The sequence below is a fragment of the Ralstonia pickettii genome (assembly GCF_016466415.2).
GTDB lineage: Bacteria > Pseudomonadota > Gammaproteobacteria > Burkholderiales > Burkholderiaceae > Ralstonia > Ralstonia pickettii.
The window spans coordinates 370,266-392,742 of record NZ_CP066772.2 but is presented as its reverse complement, the minus strand read 5'-3'; the positions used below and the strand labels follow the sequence as shown (position 1 = coordinate 392,742).

22 protein-coding genes are annotated in these 22,477 nt (G+C 65.7%); 12 read left to right on the top strand and 10 right to left on the bottom strand.

Annotation, left to right across the window (positions count from 1 at the left end; genetic code table 11):
• Positions 1-10: 10 nt before the first annotated feature.
• Positions 11-1,231, top strand: a complete 1,221-nt coding sequence (gene mhpT, locus RP6297_RS18030; RefSeq protein WP_009240120.1) for a 3-(3-hydroxy-phenyl)propionate transporter MhpT — start codon at positions 11-13, stop codon at positions 1,229-1,231.
• Positions 1,232-1,351: 120 nt separating this feature from the next.
• Positions 1,352-2,488 carry a porin gene (locus RP6297_RS18025; protein WP_009240119.1) on the top strand — a complete coding sequence of 379 codons (1,137 nt, stop codon included), beginning with the start codon at positions 1,352-1,354 and terminating at the stop codon, positions 2,486-2,488.
• Positions 2,489-2,511: 23 nt separating this feature from the next.
• On the opposite strand, the gene RP6297_RS18020 is transcribed toward RP6297_RS18025, so the two are convergent.
• On the bottom strand, positions 2,512-3,372 hold the full coding sequence (locus RP6297_RS18020) for an SDR family oxidoreductase (RefSeq protein WP_009240118.1): 861 nt from the start codon (positions 3,370-3,372) through the stop codon (positions 2,512-2,514).
• A 158-nt stretch (positions 3,373-3,530) separates the two neighbouring features.
• Here RP6297_RS18020 and RP6297_RS18015 point away from each other — a divergent pair, with 158 nt between their 5' ends.
• From RP6297_RS18015 to RP6297_RS18000, 4 genes are all read left to right on the top strand, one after another.
• The gene (locus RP6297_RS18015) at positions 3,531-4,022 is read left to right on the top strand and encodes a DUF421 domain-containing protein (protein ID WP_009240117.1); all 492 of its coding nucleotides are present in this window, start codon (positions 3,531-3,533) and stop codon (positions 4,020-4,022) included.
• Positions 4,023-4,056: 34 nt separating this feature from the next.
• Positions 4,057-4,323, top strand: coding sequence for a hypothetical protein (locus tag RP6297_RS18010; protein WP_009240116.1), 267 nt, complete (start codon positions 4,057-4,059; stop codon positions 4,321-4,323).
• Positions 4,324-4,330: 7 nt separating this feature from the next.
• The gene (locus RP6297_RS18005; protein WP_009240115.1) at positions 4,331-5,602 is read left to right on the top strand and encodes an Nramp family divalent metal transporter; all 1,272 of its coding nucleotides are present in this window, start codon (positions 4,331-4,333) and stop codon (positions 5,600-5,602) included.
• An 84-nt stretch (positions 5,603-5,686) separates the two neighbouring features.
• Positions 5,687-6,922, top strand: coding sequence for a cystathionine gamma-synthase family protein (locus RP6297_RS18000; protein ID WP_009240114.1), 1,236 nt, complete (start codon positions 5,687-5,689; stop codon positions 6,920-6,922).
• A gap of 18 nt (positions 6,923-6,940) precedes the next feature.
• Here the strand turns inward: RP6297_RS18000 and RP6297_RS17995 are convergent, their stop codons facing one another.
• The 7 genes from RP6297_RS17995 to RP6297_RS17965 form a co-directional block, all read right to left on the bottom strand.
• The gene (locus tag RP6297_RS17995) at positions 6,941-7,288 is read right to left on the bottom strand and encodes a cytochrome C oxidase subunit IV family protein (protein WP_009240113.1); all 348 of its coding nucleotides are present in this window, start codon (positions 7,286-7,288) and stop codon (positions 6,941-6,943) included.
• 7 nt (positions 7,289-7,295) lie between these two features.
• Positions 7,296-7,988 (bottom strand): heme-copper oxidase subunit III family protein, encoded by a 693-nt coding sequence (locus RP6297_RS17990; protein WP_009240112.1) that lies wholly within the window; start codon positions 7,986-7,988, stop codon positions 7,296-7,298.
• Positions 7,985-8,593 (bottom strand): cytochrome c oxidase subunit 3, encoded by a 609-nt coding sequence (locus tag RP6297_RS17985; protein WP_009240111.1) that lies wholly within the window; start codon positions 8,591-8,593, stop codon positions 7,985-7,987. Before RP6297_RS17985 ends, RP6297_RS17990 begins: the two co-directional genes overlap by 4 nt.
• Complete coding sequence (ctaD, locus tag RP6297_RS17980) at positions 8,590-10,389, bottom strand: cytochrome c oxidase subunit I (RefSeq protein ID WP_009240110.1); 1,800 nt, start codon at positions 10,387-10,389, stop codon at positions 8,590-8,592. Before ctaD ends, RP6297_RS17985 begins: the two co-directional genes overlap by 4 nt.
• Before the next feature lie 12 nt (positions 10,390-10,401).
• Positions 10,402-11,559, bottom strand: a complete 1,158-nt coding sequence (locus RP6297_RS17975; RefSeq protein WP_009240109.1) for a cytochrome c oxidase subunit II — start codon at positions 11,557-11,559, stop codon at positions 10,402-10,404.
• Between the two features lie 234 nt (positions 11,560-11,793).
• Positions 11,794-12,306, bottom strand: coding sequence for a hypothetical protein (locus RP6297_RS17970; protein WP_009240108.1), 513 nt, complete (start codon positions 12,304-12,306; stop codon positions 11,794-11,796).
• Between the two features lie 97 nt (positions 12,307-12,403).
• Positions 12,404-12,862 carry a DUF3293 domain-containing protein gene (locus tag RP6297_RS17965; protein WP_009240107.1) on the bottom strand — a complete coding sequence of 153 codons (459 nt, stop codon included), beginning with the start codon at positions 12,860-12,862 and terminating at the stop codon, positions 12,404-12,406.
• A 137-nt stretch (positions 12,863-12,999) separates the two neighbouring features.
• On the opposite strand from RP6297_RS17965, the gene RP6297_RS17960 reads away from it, so the two are divergent.
• Together RP6297_RS17960 and RP6297_RS17955 are read left to right on the top strand one after the other, a co-directional pair.
• Positions 13,000-13,455 carry a universal stress protein gene (locus tag RP6297_RS17960; protein ID WP_009240106.1) on the top strand — a complete coding sequence of 152 codons (456 nt, stop codon included), beginning with the start codon at positions 13,000-13,002 and terminating at the stop codon, positions 13,453-13,455.
• Positions 13,456-13,560: 105 nt separating this feature from the next.
• Entirely contained in the window at positions 13,561-14,259 is a 699-nt protein-coding gene (locus RP6297_RS17955) for a YceH family protein (RefSeq protein ID WP_009240105.1), read from the top strand.
• A gap of 48 nt (positions 14,260-14,307) precedes the next feature.
• On the opposite strand, the gene edd is transcribed toward RP6297_RS17955, so the two are convergent.
• A complete protein-coding gene (edd, locus tag RP6297_RS17950) occupies positions 14,308-16,137 on the bottom strand; it encodes a phosphogluconate dehydratase (protein ID WP_009240104.1) in 1,830 nt (609 codons plus the stop codon).
• A gap of 313 nt (positions 16,138-16,450) precedes the next feature.
• Here edd and zwf point away from each other — a divergent pair, with 313 nt between their 5' ends.
• The 3 genes from zwf to RP6297_RS17935 are packed head-to-tail and all read left to right on the top strand — an operon-like array spanning position 16,451 to position 19,660.
• The gene (gene zwf / locus RP6297_RS17945; protein ID WP_009240103.1) at positions 16,451-17,920 is read left to right on the top strand and encodes a glucose-6-phosphate dehydrogenase; all 1,470 of its coding nucleotides are present in this window, start codon (positions 16,451-16,453) and stop codon (positions 17,918-17,920) included.
• Complete coding sequence (pgl, locus tag RP6297_RS17940) at positions 17,920-18,624, top strand: 6-phosphogluconolactonase (RefSeq protein ID WP_009240102.1); 705 nt, start codon at positions 17,920-17,922, stop codon at positions 18,622-18,624. The genes zwf and pgl overlap by 1 nt, the downstream gene beginning before the upstream one ends.
• Positions 18,605-19,660 (top strand): glucokinase, encoded by a 1,056-nt coding sequence (locus tag RP6297_RS17935; RefSeq protein WP_009240101.1) that lies wholly within the window; start codon positions 18,605-18,607, stop codon positions 19,658-19,660. Before pgl ends, RP6297_RS17935 begins: the two co-directional genes overlap by 20 nt.
• A 13-nt stretch (positions 19,661-19,673) precedes the next feature.
• Here RP6297_RS17935 and RP6297_RS17930 read toward each other — a convergent pair whose 3' ends face one another.
• Positions 19,674-20,507: a MurR/RpiR family transcriptional regulator gene (locus tag RP6297_RS17930; RefSeq protein WP_009240100.1), complete on the bottom strand. Its 834-nt coding sequence runs from the start codon at positions 20,505-20,507 to the stop codon at positions 19,674-19,676.
• Positions 20,508-20,722: 215 nt separating this feature from the next.
• Here RP6297_RS17930 and RP6297_RS17925 point away from each other — a divergent pair, with 215 nt between their 5' ends.
• Complete coding sequence (locus RP6297_RS17925; protein WP_009240099.1) at positions 20,723-22,447, top strand: S53 family peptidase; 1,725 nt, start codon at positions 20,723-20,725, stop codon at positions 22,445-22,447.
• Positions 22,448-22,477: the final 30 nt, after the last annotated feature.

Sequence of the window (22,477 nt, the reverse complement as noted above, 5' to 3'; positions counted from 1 at the left end):
AGGAGATGCCATGCAAACCACCACCACGACGTTGAGCCGGGAGACCGTTGGCCCCGGCGTCGCCATGACGCTCGGGCTGTGCTTCATCGTTGCGCTGCTTGAAGGGCTCGACCTGCAATCCATCGGCGTGGCTGCACCGCGCATGGCGCGCGAGTTCGGTCTGTCGGTCGGGCAGATGGGCCTGGCGTTCAGCGCCGGCACCTTCGGCCTGTTGCCGGGCGCCATGCTGGGCGGCCGCCTGGCTGATCGCATCGGCCGCAAGCGCGTGCTGATCCTGGCCACAGCGCTGTTCGGCATCTTTTCTATCGCCACCGCGCACGTGTGGGATTTCAACAGCCTGCTGATGATCCGCGTGGCCACCGGCATCGGCCTGGGGGCCGCCATGCCCAACCTGATCGCGCTGTGTGCCGAAGCGGTACCCGCACGCTTGCGCAACACCGCCGTGAGCGTCATGTATTGCGGCATCCCGTTTGGAGGTGCCATCGCCGCGGTGGTCGGCATGTTGAGCGCCGGCGATTCCGGCTGGCGCCACATCTTCTACGTGGGCGGCTTTGGCCCGCTCGTCGTGGTGCCGCTGCTGCTGACATTGCAGGAATCGCGCCGTTTCGACAGCGCACAGCGTGGTGCCATTCAGCCGCCGCCCGTGTCATGGGCACTGTTTGGCGAGCGCCGGACGGCCGCCACGCTGTTCCTGTGGGTGAGCTACTTCTTCACGCTGATCGTGCTGTATTTCCTGCTCAACTGGCTGCCTTCCCTCATGGCCGCGCAGGGGCTGAGCCGGCCGCAGGTGGGCATGGTGCAGATCCTGTTCAACATCGGCGGCGGTGCGGGCGCGCTGGGCATTGGCATGCTGATGGACGCGGCGCGCCCGCGCTGGGTGGTGTCGGGCATGTATGTCGGCATCATCGCGGCGCTGTCGTTGCTGGCTGCGGCGGGCGGCATGGCATCGATGTCGGCCGGCGCCTTCATGGCTGGGCTGTTCGTGATCGGCGCGCAGTCGGTGCTGTATGCGCTGGCGGCGGCGTACTACCCGACCGTCGTGCGAGGCACCGGCGTGGGCGCTGCGGTGGCGGTGGGCCGGTTGGGCTCGATCGCCGGGCCGCTGCTGGCCGGTCAACTGCTGGCGATGGGCCAGCACGCCACCACCATCATCGGCGCCAGCATCCCGGTCACCATCATCGCGGCGCTGGCGGCGTTGCTGCTGCTCAAGCGGCCGCGCGTGCAGGACTGACATAGCGGTTGTTCTTTCTCGCGCCGTCGGCAGGATGGCGCCTTCCACATCCACATATTCCAAACTGCCGGCCCGCCAGACATGGGGGCGGGACCGGCTCGACCCTAGGAGGGGCCCCACATGCAAACCACCACCTTGCGCACGCGCTGTCTCGTGCTGGCCGCTGCCACGTGCGCGCTCGCCAGCGGCGCGGCCCACGCGCAGAGCGTCACGCTCTACGGCCTGATCGATACCGGTATCGAATACGTGAGCCACGCCAATACCAACGGCAACGGCCTCACGCGCATCCCGTCGGTCACGGGCACGCTGCCCTCGCGCTGGGGGCTGCGTGGCGCTGAAGACCTGGGCAACGGCATGAAGGCCGTGTTCACGCTGGAAAGCGGCTTCAACACCGACACCGGCACTTCGGGCCAGGGCGGCCGCCTGTTTGGCCGGCAGGCGTGGGTCGGCCTGGCCAGCGACTACGGCACCGTCACGCTGGGTCGGCAGTACAGCATGGTGTTTCTGTCCCTGGCCGATGCAGACATCCTGGGCCCCAGCCAATACGCCATCGGTTCACTGGACGCCTACATTCCCAACGCACGCGCGGACAACACCATCGCCTACAAAGGCACCTTCAGCGGCCTGACGGTGGGAGCGACGTATTCGTTCGGGCGTGACGCGGCGGGCGGTGTGCCGGCCTCCGGAACCTGTGCGGGCGAAGTGGCCGGCAATGCTTCGTCGTGCCGCGCGGTGTCGGCCATGCTGAAGTACGACGCGGCCACCTTTGGCGTAGCAGGCGCCTACGAAGAGCAACGTGGCGGCGCTGGCGCCACCGCGTCGTTCTTCAACGGCAGTGCGCCCATCGCGTTCACCGATGCGGGCGATAAAGACCGCCGCATCGTCGCCAACGGCTATGTAAAGCTCGGCAACGCCAAGCTGGGCGTCGGCTGGATCGGTCGCCACGTGCAAGCTGTCGCGGGCGACGTCCGTTCCAACCTGTACTTCGTCAACGGCAGCTATCCGCTCGAGGGTGCGCTTACGTTGGATGCCGGCCTGATCCGTCTGGTCAACGCCGACCAGAGCCGCAGCGCGACGATGGCCGTGCTGCGCGGCGTTTACGCCCTGTCGAAGCGCACGGCGCTGTACGCGCAGACGGGCTATCTGTGGAACAGCGCCAACGCGCAGTATTCCGTCAGCGGTGGCGGCGGCGGGACCACGCCGGCCAGGGGCGTGAATCAGCTCGGCGCGATGGTGGGGATGCGGACGGCGTTTTGATGATGTAGAGGGCAAGCGCTCAGTCACCCATTGACGATCTCCCCCCCATTCGGATGCAGCGTCTGGCCCGTCATGTAACTTGCATCGGCAGATGCAAGAAAGATGTAGCAAGGCGCCACTTCATCGGGCTGGCCCGCGCGGCCCAGTGGCTCCTTGCTGCCGAATTTTGCGACGTGCTCCGCATCGAACGTGGACGGGATCAACGGTGTCCAGATCGGCCCCGGTGCCACCGCGTTCACCAGGATGCTCTTGTCCGCGAGCTGCTGCGCCAGTGAACGCGTGAACGCCACGATCGCGCCCTTGGTGGCGGCGTAGTCCACCAGATGGCCGCTGCCGCGAAACGCGGTGACCGACGTGGTCGTGATGATGCGGGCGCCTTCATGCAGGTGCGGCAGCGCGGCGCGGATCAAATAGAACATCGCAAAAACGTTCGTGCGGAATGTACGTTCCAACTGTGCCGCATCGATGTCGGCCAGGCTTTGCTGCGGGTGCTGTTCCGCCGCGTTGCTTACCACGATGTCGATCTTGCCGAAGGTGGCCACCGCCTGCGTGATGACCGCACGGGCATGCGCCTCGTCGCCCAGGTCGCCGGCAATGGCCTCGCAGCGGCGGCCCGTCGCGCGGACGAGGCGGCAGGTCTGGTTGGCGTCGTCGTGTTCGTCCAGGTACGCGATCAGCACATCGGCGCCTTCCTTGGCAAAGCCGATGGCGACCGCGCGGCCGATGCCGCTGTCGCCCCCGGTGACGATGGCCACTTTGTCGGTGAGCTTGCCGCTGCCCACGTAATTGGCCATCTCGGATTGCGGGCGTGGCGTCATGTTGGCTTCGGTGCCGGGCTGGCGGTCCTGGTGTTGGGGCGGTTGCTGTTGGGGCTGGTCGGGCATGGCGGGCTCGCTATGACGGTGTGGATACACCGGCTTGCAGCATGCGGCATGCCATTGGGCGCGCGTGTGACTTGAGTGGCGACTCTCGAGCGCATACCGGGCGGCACGCGGCTTGCTCTGGTGGTCGAAAAGACTTCATATCCACCACGGGAGGCGCAATGGATACGCTGCTGTTCCTCTTTGGCGAAGGCAAGGATCTCAACCTGCTGCAAACCGCGATGCGTGCGGTGGTGGTGTTCGCCATCGGGCTGGCGCTGGTGCGCCTGTCGGGCCGACGCTCGTTCGGGCAGCGTGCACCGTTCGACTTTGTGGTCGCCGTGTTGCTCGGGGCGACGCTGAGCCGCGCGATTGTCGGCGCGTCGCCGTTTGTAGCAACGATATCGGCGTCGCTCGCGCTGGTGGCCGTGCACCGTCTGCTGGGGTGGGCGTGCGTGCGGCTGCCCCAGCTCGAGCGGTTCATCGCGGGCCGCCAACGCGAGGTCTATCGCGAAGGCCGGTTCAACCAGGGCGAGATGGATGCGGCACTCATCACCGTGGGCGATGTGCAGGAGAGCGTGCGCCAGACCTTGGGTGCGCGCACGCTGGACGATGTAGAGGCCGCCATTCTGGAGCGCAACGGACAGGTCAGCTTGATCCGCAAGCGCCGCTGAGTTCTCAAACCTGCACACCACACCGGAGCGAACCATGCGAGACAAGCAACAGAAGGAAAACCGGGACGCCGAACAGCGTCAGGCCGATTGGGAACAGGCCGAGTCGCACCGCAAGCCAGGCGACCGGCCGGCCAATGCGGAAGCGGGCCGCACCGGCAGCACGGCACCCAAGCCGCAAAGCCGGCACGACACGCTGCGCCGCATACGCCAGGGCGAGGTGCCGCCAGGCATCACACGCGACAAGCTGCACGACCCCGGCGAGCAGACGCCCGAGGCGCCGCCCACCGAAAACCGCAGCTAAGCCCAGCGTGCCCGCGGCAAACGACACCCCGTGGTACCGCCGGCTGGGGCCCGGCTTCATCACCGGTGCGGCGGATGACGACCCGAGCGGCATCGCCACGTATGCACAGGCTGGCGCGCAGGTGGGCACTAGCATGCTGTGGACACTGCTGCTCACGCTGCCCCTGATGATTTCGATCCAGCTCGTCAGCGCGCGTCTGGGACGGGTGTCCGGCCAGGGCGTGGTGGCCAACATCCGGCGGCACCACTCGCCGTGGCTGGCGTATGCGTTCGTGGCGCTGGTGACGGTGGCCAACGTCATCAACGTCGGAGCGGACATTGCGGCCATGGGCGACAGCGTGCGGCTGCTCGTGGGCGGAGCCACGGCGTGGTATGCATGCTTCTTTGCGGTGCTGACGCTCGTGCTGCAAATCTGGATGCCGTATCGGCGGTATGCGCGCTATCTGCAATGGATTGCGTTGTCGCTGCTCGCGTACGTTGCCACGGCGTTTGTCGTGCAGGTCGACTGGGCGCGTGCACTGCACGACACCGTGGTGCCGCGGATGCGGTGGTCCAAGGACTACGCAATGACGCTTATCGCGGTGTTCGGCACCACCATCAGCCCGTATCTGTTTGTCTGGCAAGCCGCGGGCGAGGTCGAAGAAACACGGCTGGCCGAAGACGAAGCGCCCCTCAAGAAAGCGCCGTGGCAGGCGAAGGACCAGCTCGCACGCATTCGCATCGACACCACGGTCGGGATGGCGGTGTCGGCGCTCATCGCCTTCTGCATCATGCTGACGGCCGCCTATGCGCTGCACACGCACGGCATCACGCAAATCGAAACCTGTGCGCAGGCCGCCGAAGCGCTCAAGCCGGTGGCCGGCCGCTTTGCGCAGATGTTGTTTGCGGTGGGGGTGATCGGCACGGGGCTGCTGGCGGTGCCGGTGCTCGCAGGCTCCGCCGCCTATGCCGCAGCGGAGGCCTTCAAGTGGCATAGCAGCCTGGAAGCCAAGGTGCATCACGCGCCCAAGTTCTACCTCTTCCTGGCGCTCGTGATGGTGGCGGCCATGGTGATGGTGTTCCTGCCCATTGAGCCCTTCAAGTTGCTGTATTGGGCCGCCGTGCTCAATGGTGTAGCGGCCACACCCGTCATGGTGATGCTGCAGTTGATGTCGCGCCGCAAGGCGGTGATGGGGCCGTTTTGCAGTTCGCGGCTGCTGCATGGCACGGCCTGGGTGGCGACGCTGTGCATGTGCGCCAGCACGCTGCTGTTCTTCGTGCTGGCGGTGCGGGGGGCGTAACGCGCTGGCAGGCCGGAAATCGCGCGATAATGCGAGACTTTCCTGCTGTTTCCCGCGCTTTCCCGCCTTTCTGTTGCCCCTGCCATGACCGGACTGACCACCGCCCTCCTGCACGCCGACCGCGAAGCCGGCGTCGAGCACTACGCCATCCACAAGCCGCTGCACACGTCCACCACGTACGGCTATACCGATACGCGCGAGCTGATCGACGTGTTCCAGGGCAAGCCCGGCTACACCTACGCGCGCCAGGGCAACCCGACCACGGCCGCACTCGAAGCCAAGATCACGATGATGGAAGCCGGTGTGGCCACCGCGTGCTTCGCCACCGGCATGGCAGCCATCATGGCGGTGTTCTCGACCATGCTGCGCGCGGGGGACCACGTGGTCTCCAGCGCCTTCCTGTTCGGCAATACCAACAGCGTGTTCGAAACGCTGCGCAACCTGGGGGTGGAGGTGACGTTCGTCGATGCCACGTCGGCCCAGGCGGTGGCCGACGCGGTGCAGCCGAATACGCGCCTCGTCTTTGTGGAAACCATTGCCAACCCCCGCACGCAAGTGGCGGATCTGAAGGGCATTGGCGACGTATGCAAGGCACGCGGCCTGATCTACGTGGTCGACAGCACGATGACCTCGCCGTGGCTGTTCCGCGCGCGCGATGCGCAGGCCAGCCTGGTTGTGCATTCGCTGTCCAAGTACATCGGCGGGCACGGTAACGCGCTGGGCGGCGCGGTGGTGGATACGGGCCTGTTCGACTGGGCGGCCTACCCGAACATCTATCCGGCCTACCGCAAGGCCAAGCCGGAAATGCAGGGCATCCAGCAGATCCGCAAGAAGGGCCTGCGCGACCAGGGTGCGACGTTGATTGCCGATGCCGCGCATCGCATTGCCGTGGGTGCCGAGACGATGGCCTTGCGCGTTGACCGCACCTGCAGCAATGCGCTGGCGCTGGCCCGCACGCTGGCCGCGCAACCGAAGGTGGCACGTGTTTACTACCCCGGCCTGCCGCAGCACCCCCAGCACGCCCGCGCCACGGAGCTGTTCCGCCACTACGGCGGCCTGCTGAGCTTCGAACTGGTTGACGGCGCCGACTACGTCGACATGCTCGACCACCTGCGCTACGCCGTGCGCGCCACGCACCTGGGCGACACGCGCACGCTGGTGATTCCGGTCGCCCCCACCATCTACTGGGAAATGGGTGCCGAGCGCCGCGCGTCGATGGGCATTGCCGATTCGCTTGTGCGCGTGTCGGTCGGCATTGAGGATGAGGCCGATCTGGTGGCGGATTTCACGCAGGCGCTGGATGCGACGGCCGTTGCTTGACGGCGCGCTGAACGGCGCTCAATGGAAGAAGAGGGCGCGCATCCCAAAGGTGTGATGCGCTTCCGCGGCCATCAATACCATCAGCACCAGCAACGCGAGCGGCGGCATGAGAATGGCGTACACCAGTGCCAACCGCTCCCACATCATGTGCATGAACACAGAGACGATCAGCCCCGCCTTGGCGATCATCAGCACGACGATCAGCACCCAGCGTGTGAGGCCTTCCACGCGAAAGTAATCGACCAGGTACGACAGCGTGCTGAGCACGAACAGCAGGCCCCAGATTTTCAGGTAGACGCTGATGCTGTGCTGCTGGCCGTGGCTGTCTGGTGCTACGGGTGTGGGCGATGGGTCGGTGTGGTTCATGGCTGCCTCACCACAGGTAGAACAACGCGAAGATGAACACCCAGACGAGATCGACGAAGTGCCAGTAGAGGCCCGCGATCTCCACGATCTGGAAGTTGCCGTGCTCGGCAAAGCCCGGTTGCCGGATCTTGCGTGCGACCAGCAGCAGGTAGATCACGCCGCAAGTCACGTGAAAGCCGTGGAACCCGGTGATCATGAAGAAGCACGCGCCAAACTGAGCTGCACCCAGGGGGTTGCCCCAGGGGCGCACGCCTTCGAGCACGATCAGCTTGGTCCATTCGAACGCCTGCAAGCTGACGAAGCAGACCCCCAGCAATGCCGTGGCCAGCATGAGCGCGGCGGCACGCTTTGCATTGCGCCGGTATCCGAAGTTGACGGCCATGGCCATGGTGCCGCTGCTGCTGATGAGCACGAAGGTCATGATGGCGATCAGCAGCAACGGCACCTCCACGCCCCCGATCTTCATGCCGAACACTTCGGCCGTATCGGGCCACGGCACCGTGGTCGACATGCGCACCGTCATGTAGCCGATCAGGAAACTGCTGAAGACGAAGGTGTCCGACAGCAGGAAGATCCACATCATGGCCTTGCCCCACGGCACCTTGAAGGTTTCGCGGTCGCCCGACCAATCGTTGACGATGCCGGGCCAGCCCTCGGGCAAGGCGTGGGTTGAGTCGGTGGGAAGCGTGGGGTTGCTCATGGCGTGGCTCCGTACAACGGCCCGCAGATGGCGCTGACGAAGGCGGGCGTGATCCACCACATCGCGGCCAGCAGCACGAGCCACACGGCCAGCAGGAAGTGCCAGTACGTCGCGCAGAGGTCAATGGCACGCCGGGTGCGATCGGCATGCTTGCGCACGCGTGCCACCGTCACCGCCCAGACGACGAGGCCACCGATGACATGCGCCGCATGCAGGCCGGTGAACACATACAAAAAGCTGTTGGACGGGTTGACCGCCACGCCTTGCCCGGTGGCCGACAGTTGCTGCCACGCTGCCCATTGGCCGAAGACGAACAGTGCGGCAAGCGCGCCACCCGCTAGCAGCCAGATTGTGAGGTGCGCGCGCGCGCGCCGTGCCAGTTCCATGGCGGCGCTGGCCAACGCCAGCACGCCGGTGTTCCACCACAGCAGAACCGGGTGCGGAACCGGCATCCAGTCCGGCTCGCGCATCCGCATGGCATAGGCGAGGATCAGCAACGAGAACAGCGCCGTCACCACGGCCATGAAGACGCGCAGGCCAATGCGCCCCGCGTGGGGCAATGCGGGCGACGCATTGGGTGCGAAGTGGCGGGGCAGGGTCGTCATGTGCGCACCCCGCTGGCGGGGAGGATGGAGGTTGCCGGCGCCGCTTCCGTTTCCGCTCCCATGTCGGGGGCGCCGGTGGGCGGTTCGTTCTGCGGCACGAAGTCATCCGCACGGCCGGGCGGGCTGTATTCGTATGCCCACCGGTAGACCACCGGCAGCGTCGGCCCCCAGTTGCCGTGCACGGGCGGTGTCTGCGGCGTCTGCCATTCGAGCGTGGTCGCCCGCCACGGGTTGGCCTCGGCCTTCCTGCCGCGCACGAGGCTCCACGCCAGGTTGAAGAGGAACAGCAGCTGCGCCAGCCCTACGATGATGGCGATGACGGTGATGAACGTGTTCAGCGTCTGCGCGGACGGCGGGATGAAGCTGTAACCCTCATACGCGTAGTACCGGCGGGGCATGCCGAGCACACCCAGGTAATGCATCGGGAAGTAGATCAGGTACGTGCCGATGAAGGTGATCCAGAAATGCGCGCGCCCCAGCGTGTCGTTCAGCATGCGGCCCGTCACCTTGGGATACCAGTGGTAGAGCCCGCCGAACACCACGAGGATCGGTGAGACGCCCATCACCATATGGAAGTGCGCGACCACGAAGTACGTGTTGGAAAGCGGAATGTCGACGCTGACGTTGCCGAGGAACAGCCCCGTCAACCCGCCGATCACGAACGTGCTGATGAAGCCGATGGCAAACAGCATCGGTACGGTCAGGTGGATGTCGCCCCGCCACAGCGTCAGCACCCAGTTGTAGACCTTGAGCGCGGTCGGGATGGCGATGATGAGCGTGGTGGTGGCAAAGAAGAACCCGAAGTACGGGTTCATGCCCGCCACGAACATGTGGTGCGCCCAGACGACGAACGACAGCACACCGATGATGAGGATGGCCCACACCATCATCCGGTAGCCGAAGATATTCTTGCGCGCGTGCGTGCTGATGAGGTCCGACACGATGCCGAAGGCGGGCAGCGCGACGATGTACACCTCGGGGTGTCCGAAGAACCAGAACAGGTGCTGGAACAGCAGCGGGCTGCCGCCGCTGTGGTTCAGCTGCTGCCCCATCGACACCACCGCCGGCATGAAGAAGCTGGTGCCCAGCGTCTTGTCGAGCAGCATCATGATGGCCGACACAAACAGCGCGGGAAACGCCAGCAGCGCCAGCACGGTCGCCGTAAAGATGCCCCATACCGTGAGCGGCATGCGCATGAGCGTCATGCCGCGCGTTCGCGCCTGCAGCGTGGTGGTCACGTAGTTGAGCCCGCCCATGGTGGCCGCCACGATGAAGATCGCGAGCGACACCAGCATCAGCACGATGCCCCATTCGGTGCCCGGCGTGCCCGGCAGGATCGCCTGCGGCGGATACAACGTCCAACCCGCACCGGTAGGCCCGCCCGGCACGAAAAAGCTCGCTACCAGCACCAGCACGGCCAGCAGATACACCCAATAGCTGAGCATGTTCAGAAACGGAAACACCATGTCGCGCGCGCCCAGCATCAGCGGGATCAGGTAGTTGCCGAAGCCGCCAAGGAACAGCGCCGTGAGCAGGTAGATCACCATGATCATTCCGTGCATGGTGACGAACTGGTAGTAGTGGTTGGCGTCGATAAAGTCGAACTTGCCCGGAAAGCCCAGCTGCAGCCGCATCAGGTTCGACAGCACGAGCCCCACCAGCCCGATGGCGATGGCCGTGAGCGAATACTGCACCGCGATGACCTTGTGGTCCTGGCTCCAGACGTAGCGCGTCCAGAAGCTTTGCGGTGCGAGATCGTGGCCGGGGGACGCGGGGTCGGGGTGTGCGTAAGACATGGCGTCTCCTCGCTACGGTTTCGCCGTGGTCGATGCGGCATCGCCACCTTGCGCTTCGATGTATGCAACCAGCGCCGACAGCTCCTGCTCGCTCAGATCGAACGGCGGCATGATCGGCGCGAAGCCCTTCACCACCCGCGCCTTCGGGTCACGGATGAACGCGCGCAGGTACGCCTCGTCGACGTGCGCGGTGCTGCCGTCGGCCATGGTTTCGGTCTTGCCGTAGAGCCCTTTCCACGTGGGGCCGACGCGCTGGCTGCCGTCGATGCTGTGGCAGGCAACGCAGCCCTTGGCCTGGGCGAGCGTCTGGCCTTGCTCTGCCAACGCCTGCGCGCGTCCGCCCGCAGCAGGGGCGGCGGCCTGCCCCTTGGCTTTCTGACGCTGCTCGAAAGTGGTCTGTTGTGCGAGCCAACGTGCGAACGATGCCTCGTCTTCCACGACCACCACACCGCGCATGTTGGAGTGCCCGATGCCGCAGAGTTGCGCGCACAGGATGTCGTAACGCCCTGCCTTGGTGGGGGTGAACCAGAACGTAGTGATCATGCCCGGCACCATATTCATGCGCGCACGGAACGGCGGCACGTAAAAGTCATGCAGCACATCGCGCGAGCGCGCCAGTACCTGGATCGGGCGATTGATCGGCAGGTGCAACTCGGGCGTTTCGATCAGGACGTTGTCGCGTCCGTTCGGGTCGGCCGGGTTCATGCCGAACGGGTTGTCGTTGCTCATGTAGCGCACGTCGGTCGTGCCGAGCTTGCCGCCGGGGCCGGCAAAGCGGAAGCGCCATTGCCACTGCTGGCCGAGCACTTCCATCTGCAAGGCGTTCGGTGGCGGCCGTACGTAATCGGCATAGACGAACAGGCCCGGCGCAAGCAGCGCCGCCACACCCACGCTGGTAATGCCGATCAGCCACCATTCCAGGCGCTTGTTGTGCGGCTCGTAGGCGGCCCGCTGGTTGCGCTGGCCGTCGCGATGGCGATAGCGCAGCAGCGCCGCGACGACGAAGAGGTTGATGGCGACAAACAGCACACCGGTGATGACGATGGTGATCGTCAGCGTGTCGTCCATGCGCACCCAGTTGGAGGCGATTGGGGTGATCCACCAGGGGCTGGCAAAGTGAAACCCCACCGCCAGCACGACGATCAGCACGAGCGCAATCGCAAGGGCCATGGGCACCTCCCGGCGAGGGACTTCCTCAACACGCTAAAGACAGGCTAGGTCGCGCACCCGGATCGTGCAAGGCAACGTAAGGACGAGGCGCACCCCGCGTATGGATCGGGCCGACGCGGCATCTGTGTGCTGCGCCGCAATGTAAAACGGCCGCCTCCGGCATGCGTTGCCCGAGGCGGCCGCCTCCTGAAGGCGCCGCTCAGCTTGCGGCGCCGCAGGAAAAAGGTGGGGGTGTCAGTGCATCGGTTCGGGCATGCGCCGCTCCAGCATGCCGTACGTGATCGCCGTCACGACGCCAAACAGCAGGTTGGCAAGCAATGGCCCCGAGCCGCGCTCCGACACAAACCACGGGAACACGGCCGTCATGCCGTAGAAGTTGACCACGTACGCCACGATCCCGAAGACCACGCCGACGGCCGCGAGCATGCCGGGGCTCGAATCGAAGTGGAACGGCGCGATGATGGCCCCCAGGATCATGCCCATGAGGGCGCCCAGCACGAAGTGCAGCACGAGCGCCGTCCCCACAATGCTGAAGCTGAACAGGGACATCTCTTCCAGTGCGCCGCGGCCCATGATCATGGCGGCGATCTTGTGGGTCGGGCGCCAGGGGCTTTCATTGAGCACCATGGTCGACCAGAAGAACTCGAGCACGATGACCAGTGCCCCGCCCACGAGGCCTGCCACGCTGGCGGCGAGCCAGTCTGGCATGCGGCGCTCCCAATGATGCGATTGCATATGCAGTTCCATACAAACCTCCTGCTGATGTATCTACGCAAGCACTTAGGAATCGGAAGCGCCACTTGCGGTGCCGCAAAGCGCTGTGCGCCAAGTGCCCTGTGCAGAATCAGTCTGGCAGATACGGGTGCCAACGCAAGGTACAAAATCCATGCGCATCACACAGCACGACGGCGTTCTGCTCGAACGTGAGCATCAGCGTGTCGGCGATGGCCTCGTCTTCGATGAACAGCAGCAGGCTCGGCTCGGGCGGCCACGTGTTCGAAGGCGCATCCCCCGGCGGGCCGCCTTCGCCAGGCAGCCATGCCATGCCGCGCGCGATGGCCCAGGCAAGCAGCTCGGCCTGCCGCGCAGCGTTTTCATCGGCAGATACCGCGCGGGAGAAAGGCTGATGCGCCGTCACGAAGACGGCCCACGGTGAGTCGGCTTGCGTGAGCAAGGCCGCCACGCATGGGTTGATGGCGTCGACGCGCAGCAGGACATCGCCTTCCGGCGTGCTGACGCGGTACCGCGCGCTGCGGTAAGCGGCAATCAACTCAGGCGTAGGGGCGGGCGGATGGCGGTGCATTGTTGCGTCGCATGGTTGCGGCCATCTGATCTGGCGCAACGCAAAAGGGCCGTGGATGTCACAGAATAATGCGTGGGAGGCCATGTTGCTGCCCCGGCACAGTATTCCGACAACCACTCCCCTGAGAGGCTTGAACCATGTACAAGAAGATTCTGGTCGCCGTTGATGGCAGCGAAACCAGCAAGCTGGCCCTGGCCGAGGCCGTGCGCCTGGCCAAGGCATTCCAGAGCACCGTTCGCGCCGTCTATATCGTCGACAGCCCGGCCATGCTGTTCGACGTCGGCTATTACGACCCGACGGAGCTGCGCAAGTCGTTCATCGAAGCCGGCACGGCGTTGCTCGCCGACACCGCCGCGACGCTCACCTCCGCAGGCTTGCAGCAGGAAACGGTGCTGGTGGAAACCCAAAGTGTTGGCGAGGATGTGGCGGGTGCCCTGCAGGCCGAAGCGGTGCGCAGCGGCGCCGATGTGGTGGTGATCGGCACGCACGGCCGCCGTGGGCTGGCCCATGTAATGTTGGGTAGCGTGGCTGAGAAGTTCATCCGTCAGGCAACCACGCCGGTGTTGCTGGTGCGCGGTCCCGCCAAGGGCTGAGTTTCGGTTGTTGTTGCGCAGGCAGGGCCGCTTGCCTGCGCGCGGCGGATATGATGTTGGCGTTCGAAGTTGCCCCAACCCAAGCGTATCCGTCGCCGTCCCGCCATGAATATCAATTCCGATGCCGTGCAGCGTCGCGCCATCCGTACCCTGACCGCGCTTGAAGGACGTGTTCTCGGCGTCCTGGTCGAAAAACAGCACACCGTGCCCGACACTTATCCGCTCACGCTCAACGCGCTGGCGGCCGGCTGCAATCAGAAAACTGCACGCGCGCCGGTCATGTCCGTCACCGAAGCTGAAATCCTTACGGCCATCGACGGGCTGAAAACGCTGAGCTTGGTCATGGAAGGCAGCAGCAGCCGTGTGCCGCGGTTCGAACACAACATGAACCGCGTGCTGGGTGTGCCAAGCCAATCCGTCGCGTTGCTCACCGTGCTGCTGCTGCGCGGCCCGCAGACCGCCGCCGAGTTGCGACTGAACGCGGCGCGGTTTCACGCCTTTGCCGACATTTCATCCGTTGAGGCGTTTCTGGATGAACTGGCAGAGCACGATCCGCCCTATGTCGTGAAGCTGCCGCGCATGCCGGGCGAGCGTGAAAGCCGCTGGATGCACTTGCTGTGCGGTGAAGTTGCGCAAGCTGACATCCGCCAGAGCGGCGGCGTTGACGAGTCCATTGCGCCGTCCGAGTTCGAGGCGCTGAAAGCGGAGCAGAAGCAGTTGGCCGACAAGGTGGCCAGGCTGCAGGCGCTTGTCGAGCAGATGGCCGGTGAGCTGGGCATCTCGATCGACAAGTCGATGCTGTAGACGCAACCCGCCCAGGTACGGGGCCTGGGAGGTCGGTCTGGCTTCAGCTTATGCGCCCGCCGAGACGAACAACGTGCAGGCGCCTTCTTCCGCTGCCGACACATTGCGGCGGAAGCCCGAGAACAGGTCCCGCCCAACGCCTGCGTGGTAGTGCGACAGATCCGGCGCGGTGACCTGGCGGACATTCCACTCCGCCTCCGGCACGCGCACTTGCAGCGTGCCCGCTTCCGCATCCAGCACGACGATGTCGCCATCGCGCACACGCGCGAGCGGCCCGCCGTTGAGCGCTTCCGGGGTGATGTGGATGGCGGCCGGCACCTTGCCCGACGCGCCCGACATGCGGCCGTCCGTCACCAGCGCGACCTTGAAACCGCGCTCCTGCAGCACCGAGAGCGTCGGCGTGAGCTTGTGCAGCTCGGGCATGCCGTTGGCGGCCGGGCCCTGATACGGCAGCACGGCCACGAAATCGCGCTCGAGTTCACCGGCTTTGAAGGCGTTGATCAGATCGTCCTGGGCGAGGAACACGCGCGCCGGCGCTTCCACAAAGCGATGCTCCGGCTTGACCGCCGACACCTTGATCACCGAGCGTCCGATGTTGCCTTCGAGCACGCGCAGGCCGCCGTCCGGCGAGAACGGCTCGGCCACGCCGCGCACGATGTTGGTATCGAGCGAGGCAGCTGCGCCATCGCGCCAGACGAGTTTCTCACCGTCCAGGAACGGCTCCTGCGCATGACGGCGCAGGCCCTTGCCCATGATCGTTGTCACGTCGTCGTGCAGCAGGCCGGCGTCGATCAGTTCGCGAATCACGATGGACAGACCGCCTGCGGCCTGGAATTCGTTCACGTCGGCCTTGCCGTTCGGGTAGACACGCGCCAGCAGCGGAATCACGCCCGACAGATCGTTGAAGTCGTCCCACGTGAGCAGGATGCCGGCCGCACGGGCCATCGCAACCAGGTGCAGCGTGTGGTTGGTCGAGCCCCCGGTGGCCAGCAGGCCGACGATGCCGTTGACGAAGGCGCGCTCATCCAGCACGTCGGCAATGGGGGTGTATTGGTCGCCGCTGAAGACGAGCTTGAGCGCCTGGCGAGCCGATTCCCGCGTGAGCGCCTCGCGCAGCGGTGTGTTCGGGTTGATGAAGGCGGTGCCCGGCAGGTGCAGGCCCATCACCTCCATCAGCATCTGGTTGGAATTGGCCGTGCCGTAGAACGTGCACGTGCCCGGGCCGTGGTACGACTTGGATTCGGCTTCGAGCAGATCGGCGCGCGAGAGCTTGCCCTCGGCATAAAGCTGCCGCGTGCGGGCTTTTTCATCATTGCTGATGCCGGTGGTCATGGGGCCGGCCGGCACGAACACGGCGGGCAGGTGGCCGAACGACAGCGCGCCAATCACCAGCCCCGGCACGATCTTGTCGCACACGCCCAGGTACAGCGCCGCGTCGAACATCTGGTGCGACAGCGCCACGGCCGTCGACAGGGCAATCGTGTCGCGCGAGAACAGCGACAGCTCCATCCCGTCCTGCCCCTGCGTGACGCCATCACACATGGCGGGCACGCCGCCGGCAAACTGCGCGGTGCCGCCGGCGTCCAGCGCCGCCTGCTTGAGCCACGCCGGAAACGCCTCCAGCGGCTGATGTGCCGACAGCATGTCGTTGTACGCCGAGACAATGCCGAGGTTCGGCCGCTCCAGCGCTTTCAGGCGGATCTTCGCTTCGCCCGGCATGGCCGCAAAACCGTGGGCGAGGTTCGTGCACGAGAGCAGCGTACGCTCGACCCTGCGGCCGGCGTTCTTGCGGGTGACGTCCAGATAGGCCTGGCGGGGGCCACGGCTGCGGTCGATGATGCGCTGGGTGACGGCGGCCAGAGTGCGGTGCAGGGCCATGCGGGTTCTCCTGGAAGTGGGGACTGTCCGGGTGGGACGAATCCTGTAATTTTCCTACAAACGGGCCGGTCGTGGGACAGGGTTTTCCACAGGTACCGAACTTGTCACTACCGTCGCGCACGCGAATTGCGTGCCACAAAGCGCGCCAAGAGCCAAGCGAATTCGGAAATGACGGGCCGCAAGCGCTTGCTCGGGCAGTTGCATACACGCCTTGCTTGCGATGTAGTAATACTACAAAATGCGCTAAAAACACGTGGTGTCTTGCTAGTCAGCTAGGCTAGCCTAATCGATGGCTCACACACAGGAGATGACGATGTCGGTGCCCGCATTCGACATGGTGTTGTTCGGCGGTACGGGCGATCTTGCCCGCCGCAAGCTGATTCCGGCCTTGTTCGATGCGCATCAGGGCGGCGAACTGCACCCGCGCGGGCGGATCTTCGCCATCGGCACGCAGCCGCTGGAGACAGCCGGCTACCTCGCCCTGCTGGAGCGCGAAACGCGCCCGACCATGCGCCTGTATTCCGGCGCACCCGTCTCCGACGACGCCTGGGCCTCGTTTGCCGAGCGCATCGTTTATCAGCAGGTGGACGCCCGCAAACCCGAGCAGTTCGACGCGCTGGCCGCCGCGCTGGGCGAGGACCGCGCCCCGGTCACGGTCTGCTATCTGGCCACGGCGCCGGGCTTCTTCATCGATATCTGCAAGCAGCTTGCCCGTGTCGGGCTGAATACGCCGAATGTGCGGCTGGTGCTGGAAAAGCCGCTGGGCACTGATCTCGCGTCGAACGAGCGCATCAACTCGGCCGTGGCCGAGTTCTTTGCCGAAGACCAGATCTACCGGATCGATCACTACCTCGGGAAAGAGTCCGTCCAGAACCTGATGGCAATCCGCTTCGGCAACGCGCTGTTCGAGCCGCTGTGGCGCCGCGAGTGGATCAAGGACGTGCAGATCACCATTGCCGAGCAGCTCGGCGTGGAAAAGCGCGGCGATTTCTACGACGGCGTCGGCGCGCTGCGCGACATGGTGCAGAACCACCTGCTGCAACTGCTGTGCATCGTCGCCATGGAGCCGCCGTCGAGCCTGTCGCAAGATGCCATCCGCGACGAAAAGCTGAAGATCCTCAAGGCGCTCAAGCCGATCCCGCTGCAAGAGGTGCCCGAGAAGACCGTGCGCGGCCAGTACCAGGAAGGCGCCATCGCGGGGCAGCCGGTGCAGGGCTATCTGCATGAGCAGGGTATTCCGCCCGACAGCCGTACCGAAACGTTTGTCGCCATCAAGGCCGAGATTGCCAACTGGCGCTGGGCTGGCGTGCCGTTCTACCTGCGCACCGGCAAGCGCATGCCGCAGCGGCTGGCGGAGATCGTGGTGCGCTTTCATGACGTGCCGCATGCGTTGTTTCCCAAGCCGTTGATCCAGTTTCCGGAGAATCGCCTCGTCATCCGTCTGCAGCCGGAAGAAAGCATCCGCCTGCAGTTCCTGACCAAGACGCCGGGCGCGGCGCTGGGCTTGCAGCCCTCCACGCTGGACCTGGACTTTACCAACCATGGCGGAGTGCGCCATGCTGGCGCGTATGAGCGTCTGCTGATGGACGCCGTCAACGGCAAGCTGGGTCTGTTCGTGCGCCGCGATGAACAGGCCGAAGCCTGGCGCTGGGTCGAACCGATCATTGAAGCGTGGAACGAAGCACGCATGCCGCCCAAGGGCTACACCGCGGGCAGCTGGGGGCCGGCGGCGTCGAGCGCGCTGCTCTCGCGCGACAACGCCGCCTGGCACGAGGAGATGTAATGGCAATGCGCTGGCACGCAGTTCCGGACGCCGCCGGGCAGGTGCAGGCGTTGGCAGCGTCCATTGCCAACACGCTCACGCATGTGATCGAGGAACAGGGCAGCGTGTGCCTGGCCGTCTCGGGCGGGCGTTCGCCCATCGCGCTGTTTGCCGCGCTGCGCGTGTTGCCGCTGCGCTGGGCCGATGTGTCGATCACGCTGGTCGACGAGCGTGCCGTGCCGCCCGGGCATGCCGACAGCAACGCGCGCCTCGTTCGCGAGCACCTGTTGCAGGATGCGGCGGCGGCGGCGCGTTTCTTTCCTCTCGTGTTGTCACCGCATGTGCATGGCGAATCGGTTGACGTGGATGCATGTGTGGCGACTGCCAATGATCCGTTTCAGCAACCCGACGTCGTGATTCTCGGCATGGGCGACGATGGGCATACCGCCTCGTTGTTTCCCGACGCGCCTGAATTGAACAATGGCATCGACCGCACGCAGGCGCCGGCGTATCTGCCGGTGCGCCCGGGCGCTGCGCCGCATCGGCGTATCAGCCTGAATCTGTCTGCGCTGTGTGCGGCGCGGCGGTTGTTCCTGTCGATCTCGGGGCCGGTCAAGCGCGGCGTGTTCGACGAGGCCGCGCGAGGCGGGGCACAGCGTGCGCTGCCGGTGAGCTACGTCATTCATCAGCGTGAGGTGCCGCTCGATGTCTATTGGACTGCATGAGGTGAACGCGGGCAGCGTGGCTGACACGCTGGCCTACCCGCGGCTGGTCGCCGATGTGGGCGGCACCAACGTGCGCTTTGCGCTCGAGATGGCGCCCATGCACCTGGCCCACATTGGCGTGCTGGCTGGCGACGACTATCCGTCGCTCGAAGCGGCCATGCGCGCGTACCTCGCATCGTTGCCGCCGGAAATCGCAGCCGCTGGGGTGCGCCATGCCGCGATCGGCATCGCCAACCCGGTGCTGGGCGACCAGATCCGCATGACCAATCGCGATTGGGCGTTCTCGATCGAGGCGATGCGCCAGTCGCTGGGCTTCGACACCTTCGTCGTGCTCAACGACTTCGCGGCGCTGGCGCACGCGTTGCCGTATCTGCCTGCGGACGAACTGGAGCAGGTGGGCGGGGGTGCCAGCCTGGCCGATGCACCGCGTGCGCTGCTCGGCGCCGGCACGGGGTTGGGCGTCGCATCGCTGCTGCCGACGCCGGAAGGCCGCTACATCGCCGTGGCCGGCGAGGGCGGTCATGTCGCCTTTCCGCCGATGAACGACGAGGAAGCCGCGATCTGGCGCTTCGCACGTGAGCGCTTCGGTCATGTGTCAGCCGAGCGGCTGATTTCCGGCATGGGTCTGGAACTGATCTACGAGGCCCTGGGTGCGTGCTTCGACCTCTGGCAGCAAGGCCCCACCTTGCGCCGCGCCGCCGACATCACCGCCATCGCGCTCGGCGAGATGGAAGACGACGCCGGCGACCACGCACGCTGCCGCTATGCCGTCGATACGTTCTGCGCGTTCCTCGGCACCATCGCGGCCAACCTGGCGGTCACGCTGGGTGCGCGCGGCGGCGTGTACATCGGCGGCGGCATCGTGCCGCGTCTGGGGCCGGCGTTTGCCAACTCACCGTTCCGGCGGCGCTTTGAAGACAAGGGCCGCTTCTCGGCCTATGTGGCGTCGATGCCGGTGTACGTGATTCATTCACCGTACCCGGGGTTGATCGGCCTCTGTGCTGCCATGGACCACGCCGTGGCCCAGGGACACTGACGCCGCTTCAGCGCTACTCGGGTTGATCCGCGTGCTGGAGTGCACTGCCCTTGCGCAGCGCCACTTCCAGCACCAGCGCATCGAGCAGCGCCAGGTGCAGCAGGCGCGCGACCATCGAACGGTCGGCAACGGCATCATCCACGCCTGCGGGCAGCACGACATCGGCGAGTGCCGCGAGCGGACTGCCCGGCGTCGTGACGGCAATCACGCGCACCCCCAATTCGCGCACGCGTTCCACCGCCGTCTGCAGTTCGGGCAATGCGCCTGATTTGGAAATGGCGATCACCACGTCCCCTGCCTGCAGCACGTTCAACGACATCGACACCAGATACGGATCGCTATACGCATTCGCGGGAATGCCGTAGCGGAAGAATTTCGTTTGCGCGTCGAGCGCCACCACGCCCGAGCTGCCGAAGCCGTATAGGTCGATGCGATGTGCGCTGTCGACCAGCGCCACCGCCGCATCGAGCGTGTGCGGGTCGAAGCGGCCCTGCAGCGTGGTGAGCGAATCGATGGCGTTCTGCAGGACGCGCATGCCCGAGGGGGCAACGATGCGGGCCGGTGCGGTATCTCGGGCGACGTTGCCTTGCGCCAGCCGCAGCTTGAAATCCGACAGGCCGTGGCAGCCCATCGAGCGGCAGAAGCGGATCACGGTCGGCTGGCTGACACCGGCTTCGCGCGCGATGGCGGCCACCGGTAGGCTGAGCACAGTACCGGGCTGGCGCAGCACCCAGTCGGCCACCTGGCGTTCGGCCGGAGAGAGCGACGGGCGCGCCGCGCGAATGCGCTCGCGCAGGTCGGTCGATGAATCTGGGGTGGCGGAGGAAGTGGCTTGCTGGGCGCTCATCTGCGCGCGGGTTCGAATGGCGGACCGCATCACGATAAAGGCAAGCGCAGCCGTGCGCAACCGCCCTGCGAGGGGTTGTTAGATGCAGCGCGCCCCAAGTGCAACTGACTGTTTTTGCACTGTTGGGAGGCGGGCGCCTTGGCTACGGTGAACGACGCCCACGTCGTCACAAGCGGCGTGGTTCTGCAACGTCGTACTCCTCAAAAGGACATCCGATGCTCCGTACTGATCTCCCCGTGCAGCGCTTCTCGACCCTGTGCCGTCATCTGGCGTATGCATGGCCGCTGGTGCTTGCGGCCGGGCCGCTCCATGCCGCCACCGATTGGGTCGACACCCACACCAAGGCTTTCGTGACGGGCCCGCAACTCCTGGCACGCGGTGCCACCAACGAGGTCGCTCCCGGCCAGACTGCCGATGTACTGATCAGCCTCAAGCTACGCAACGAGGCCACGCTGAAGGCGCTCGCGCACGACGTGAATGACCCGCGCAGTCCGCACTATCGCAAGTACCTGACCAGCGAGCAGTTCCTGGCCGACCACGCGCCCACGCAGGCGCAGGTAGACGCTGTCGTGCGCTATCTGCGCCAGAACGGTTTTATCGATATTGACGTTGCGCCCAACCGGCTGCTGGTATCTGCGCGCGGTACGGCCGGCACGGTCAAGGCGGCCTTCAACACGCCCCTGGTGCACTACCAGCTGGCCGGCCGCAGCGGGTTTGCGAACAGCGGCAAGGCGCAGGTGCCGCGCGCGCTGGGCGGCATCGTCGGATCGGTGCTGGGGCTGCAGGACGTGGCGCGTGCGCGTCCGCTGCTGCGTGTGGGCGATGTGGCGGAAGCGCGCACGCTGGCGGCCGGCACCGCCACGGGCCACTACCCGAAGGAATTCCCGGCGCTGTACGGCGCGACCGGCGTGCCGACGGCGGCAGGCACCACGGTGGGCGTCATCACCATCGGCGGTGTATCGCAAACGCTGCGTGACCTGCGCACGTTCACGAGCAACAACGGCTACGCCGCGGTGTCCACCACCACGATCAAGACCAACGGCACCAGCGGCAACTACACCGATGACCAGGAAGGCCAAGGCGAGTGGAACCTCGACAGCCAGTCCATCGTGGGTGCGGCCGGCGGCGCGGTCGGCAAGCTGGCTTTCTACATGGCCGACCTCAACGCGCCGGGCAACACGGGCCTGACCAAGGCCTTCAACAAGGCGGTGACCGACAACACCGCCAAGATCATCAACGTGTCGCTCGGCTGGTGCGAGAACGACGCCAGCGCCGACGGCACGCTCGATGCGGAGGAGGCCATCTTCACCACCGCCGCCGCGCAGGGGCAGACGTTCTCCGTGTCTTCCGGCGACGAGGGCGTCTACGAGTGCAACAACCGCGGCTATCCGGACGGCGCCAACTACAGCGTGTCGTGGCCGGCATCGTCGCCGCACGTGCTGGCCATTGGTGGCACCACGCTGTACACCAGCGGATCGAGCTTCGCCAGCGAGACCGTGTGGAACGAAGGCCTCGACGGCAACGGCAAGCTGTGGGCCACGGGCGGCGGCATCAGCCAGATTCTGCCGGCACCGAGCTGGCAGGGCGGGAATGCGCGGCTGTTGCCCGATGTGTCGTTTGACGCGGCGCAAAGCACGGGTGCCTACATCTACAACTACGGGCAACTGCAGCAGATTGGCGGCACGAGCCTGGCATCGCCCATCTTTGTCGGCTTCTGGGCACGGTTGCTGGCGGCGAACGGCAACCTGGGCTTTCCTGCGGCGCGCCTGTACAGCGCTATTCCAGCCAACGCGTCGCTGCTGCGCTATGACGTGGTCTCGGGCAACAACGGCTACCAGGGCTACGGTTACAACGCCGCCAAGGGTTGGGACTATCCAACGGGTTGGGGCAGCCTGAACATTGGCGCGCTGAATCAGTTGATCAAATCGGGCGGGTTCTGATGCGGAGGTGAGTTTGCGGGCGGCTCTGCA

Bases quoted from the DNA above. Each gene is read 5' to 3' on its own strand.
- ctaD (WP_009240110.1), bottom strand. From the start codon at position 10,389: ATGTCTTACGCACACCCCGACCCCGCGTCCCCCGGCCACGATCTCGCA.
- RP6297_RS17990 (WP_009240112.1), bottom strand. From the start codon at position 7,988: ATGAGCAACCCCACGCTTCCCACCGACTCAACCCACGCCTTGCCCGAG.
- RP6297_RS17965 (WP_009240107.1), bottom strand. From the start codon at position 12,862: ATGCACCGCCATCCGCCCGCCCCTACGCCTGAGTTGATTGCCGCTTAC.
- RP6297_RS17935 (WP_009240101.1), top strand. From the start codon at position 18,605: ATGTCTATTGGACTGCATGAGGTGAACGCGGGCAGCGTGGCTGACACG.
- RP6297_RS17960 (WP_009240106.1), top strand. From the start codon at position 13,000: ATGTACAAGAAGATTCTGGTCGCCGTTGATGGCAGCGAAACCAGCAAG.
- zwf (WP_009240103.1), top strand. From the start codon at position 16,451: ATGTCGGTGCCCGCATTCGACATGGTGTTGTTCGGCGGTACGGGCGAT.
- mhpT (WP_009240120.1), top strand. From the start codon at position 11: ATGCAAACCACCACCACGACGTTGAGCCGGGAGACCGTTGGCCCCGGC.
- RP6297_RS18025 (WP_009240119.1), top strand. From the start codon at position 1,352: ATGCAAACCACCACCTTGCGCACGCGCTGTCTCGTGCTGGCCGCTGCC.
- pgl (WP_009240102.1), top strand. From the start codon at position 17,920: ATGGCAATGCGCTGGCACGCAGTTCCGGACGCCGCCGGGCAGGTGCAG.
- RP6297_RS18000 (WP_009240114.1), top strand. From the start codon at position 5,687: ATGACCGGACTGACCACCGCCCTCCTGCACGCCGACCGCGAAGCCGGC.
- RP6297_RS17930 (WP_009240100.1), bottom strand. From the start codon at position 20,507: ATGAGCGCCCAGCAAGCCACTTCCTCCGCCACCCCAGATTCATCGACC.
- RP6297_RS17995 (WP_009240113.1), bottom strand. From the start codon at position 7,288: ATGAACCACACCGACCCATCGCCCACACCCGTAGCACCAGACAGCCAC.
- RP6297_RS17925 (WP_009240099.1), top strand. From the start codon at position 20,723: ATGCTCCGTACTGATCTCCCCGTGCAGCGCTTCTCGACCCTGTGCCGT.
- RP6297_RS17985 (WP_009240111.1), bottom strand. From the start codon at position 8,593: ATGACGACCCTGCCCCGCCACTTCGCACCCAATGCGTCGCCCGCATTG.
- RP6297_RS17970 (WP_009240108.1), bottom strand. From the start codon at position 12,306: ATGGAACTGCATATGCAATCGCATCATTGGGAGCGCCGCATGCCAGAC.
- RP6297_RS18020 (WP_009240118.1), bottom strand. From the start codon at position 3,372: ATGCCCGACCAGCCCCAACAGCAACCGCCCCAACACCAGGACCGCCAG.
- RP6297_RS17975 (WP_009240109.1), bottom strand. From the start codon at position 11,559: ATGGCCCTTGCGATTGCGCTCGTGCTGATCGTCGTGCTGGCGGTGGGG.
- RP6297_RS18015 (WP_009240117.1), top strand. From the start codon at position 3,531: ATGGATACGCTGCTGTTCCTCTTTGGCGAAGGCAAGGATCTCAACCTG.
- RP6297_RS18010 (WP_009240116.1), top strand. From the start codon at position 4,057: ATGCGAGACAAGCAACAGAAGGAAAACCGGGACGCCGAACAGCGTCAG.
- RP6297_RS17955 (WP_009240105.1), top strand. From the start codon at position 13,561: ATGAATATCAATTCCGATGCCGTGCAGCGTCGCGCCATCCGTACCCTG.
- edd (WP_009240104.1), bottom strand. From the start codon at position 16,137: ATGGCCCTGCACCGCACTCTGGCCGCCGTCACCCAGCGCATCATCGAC.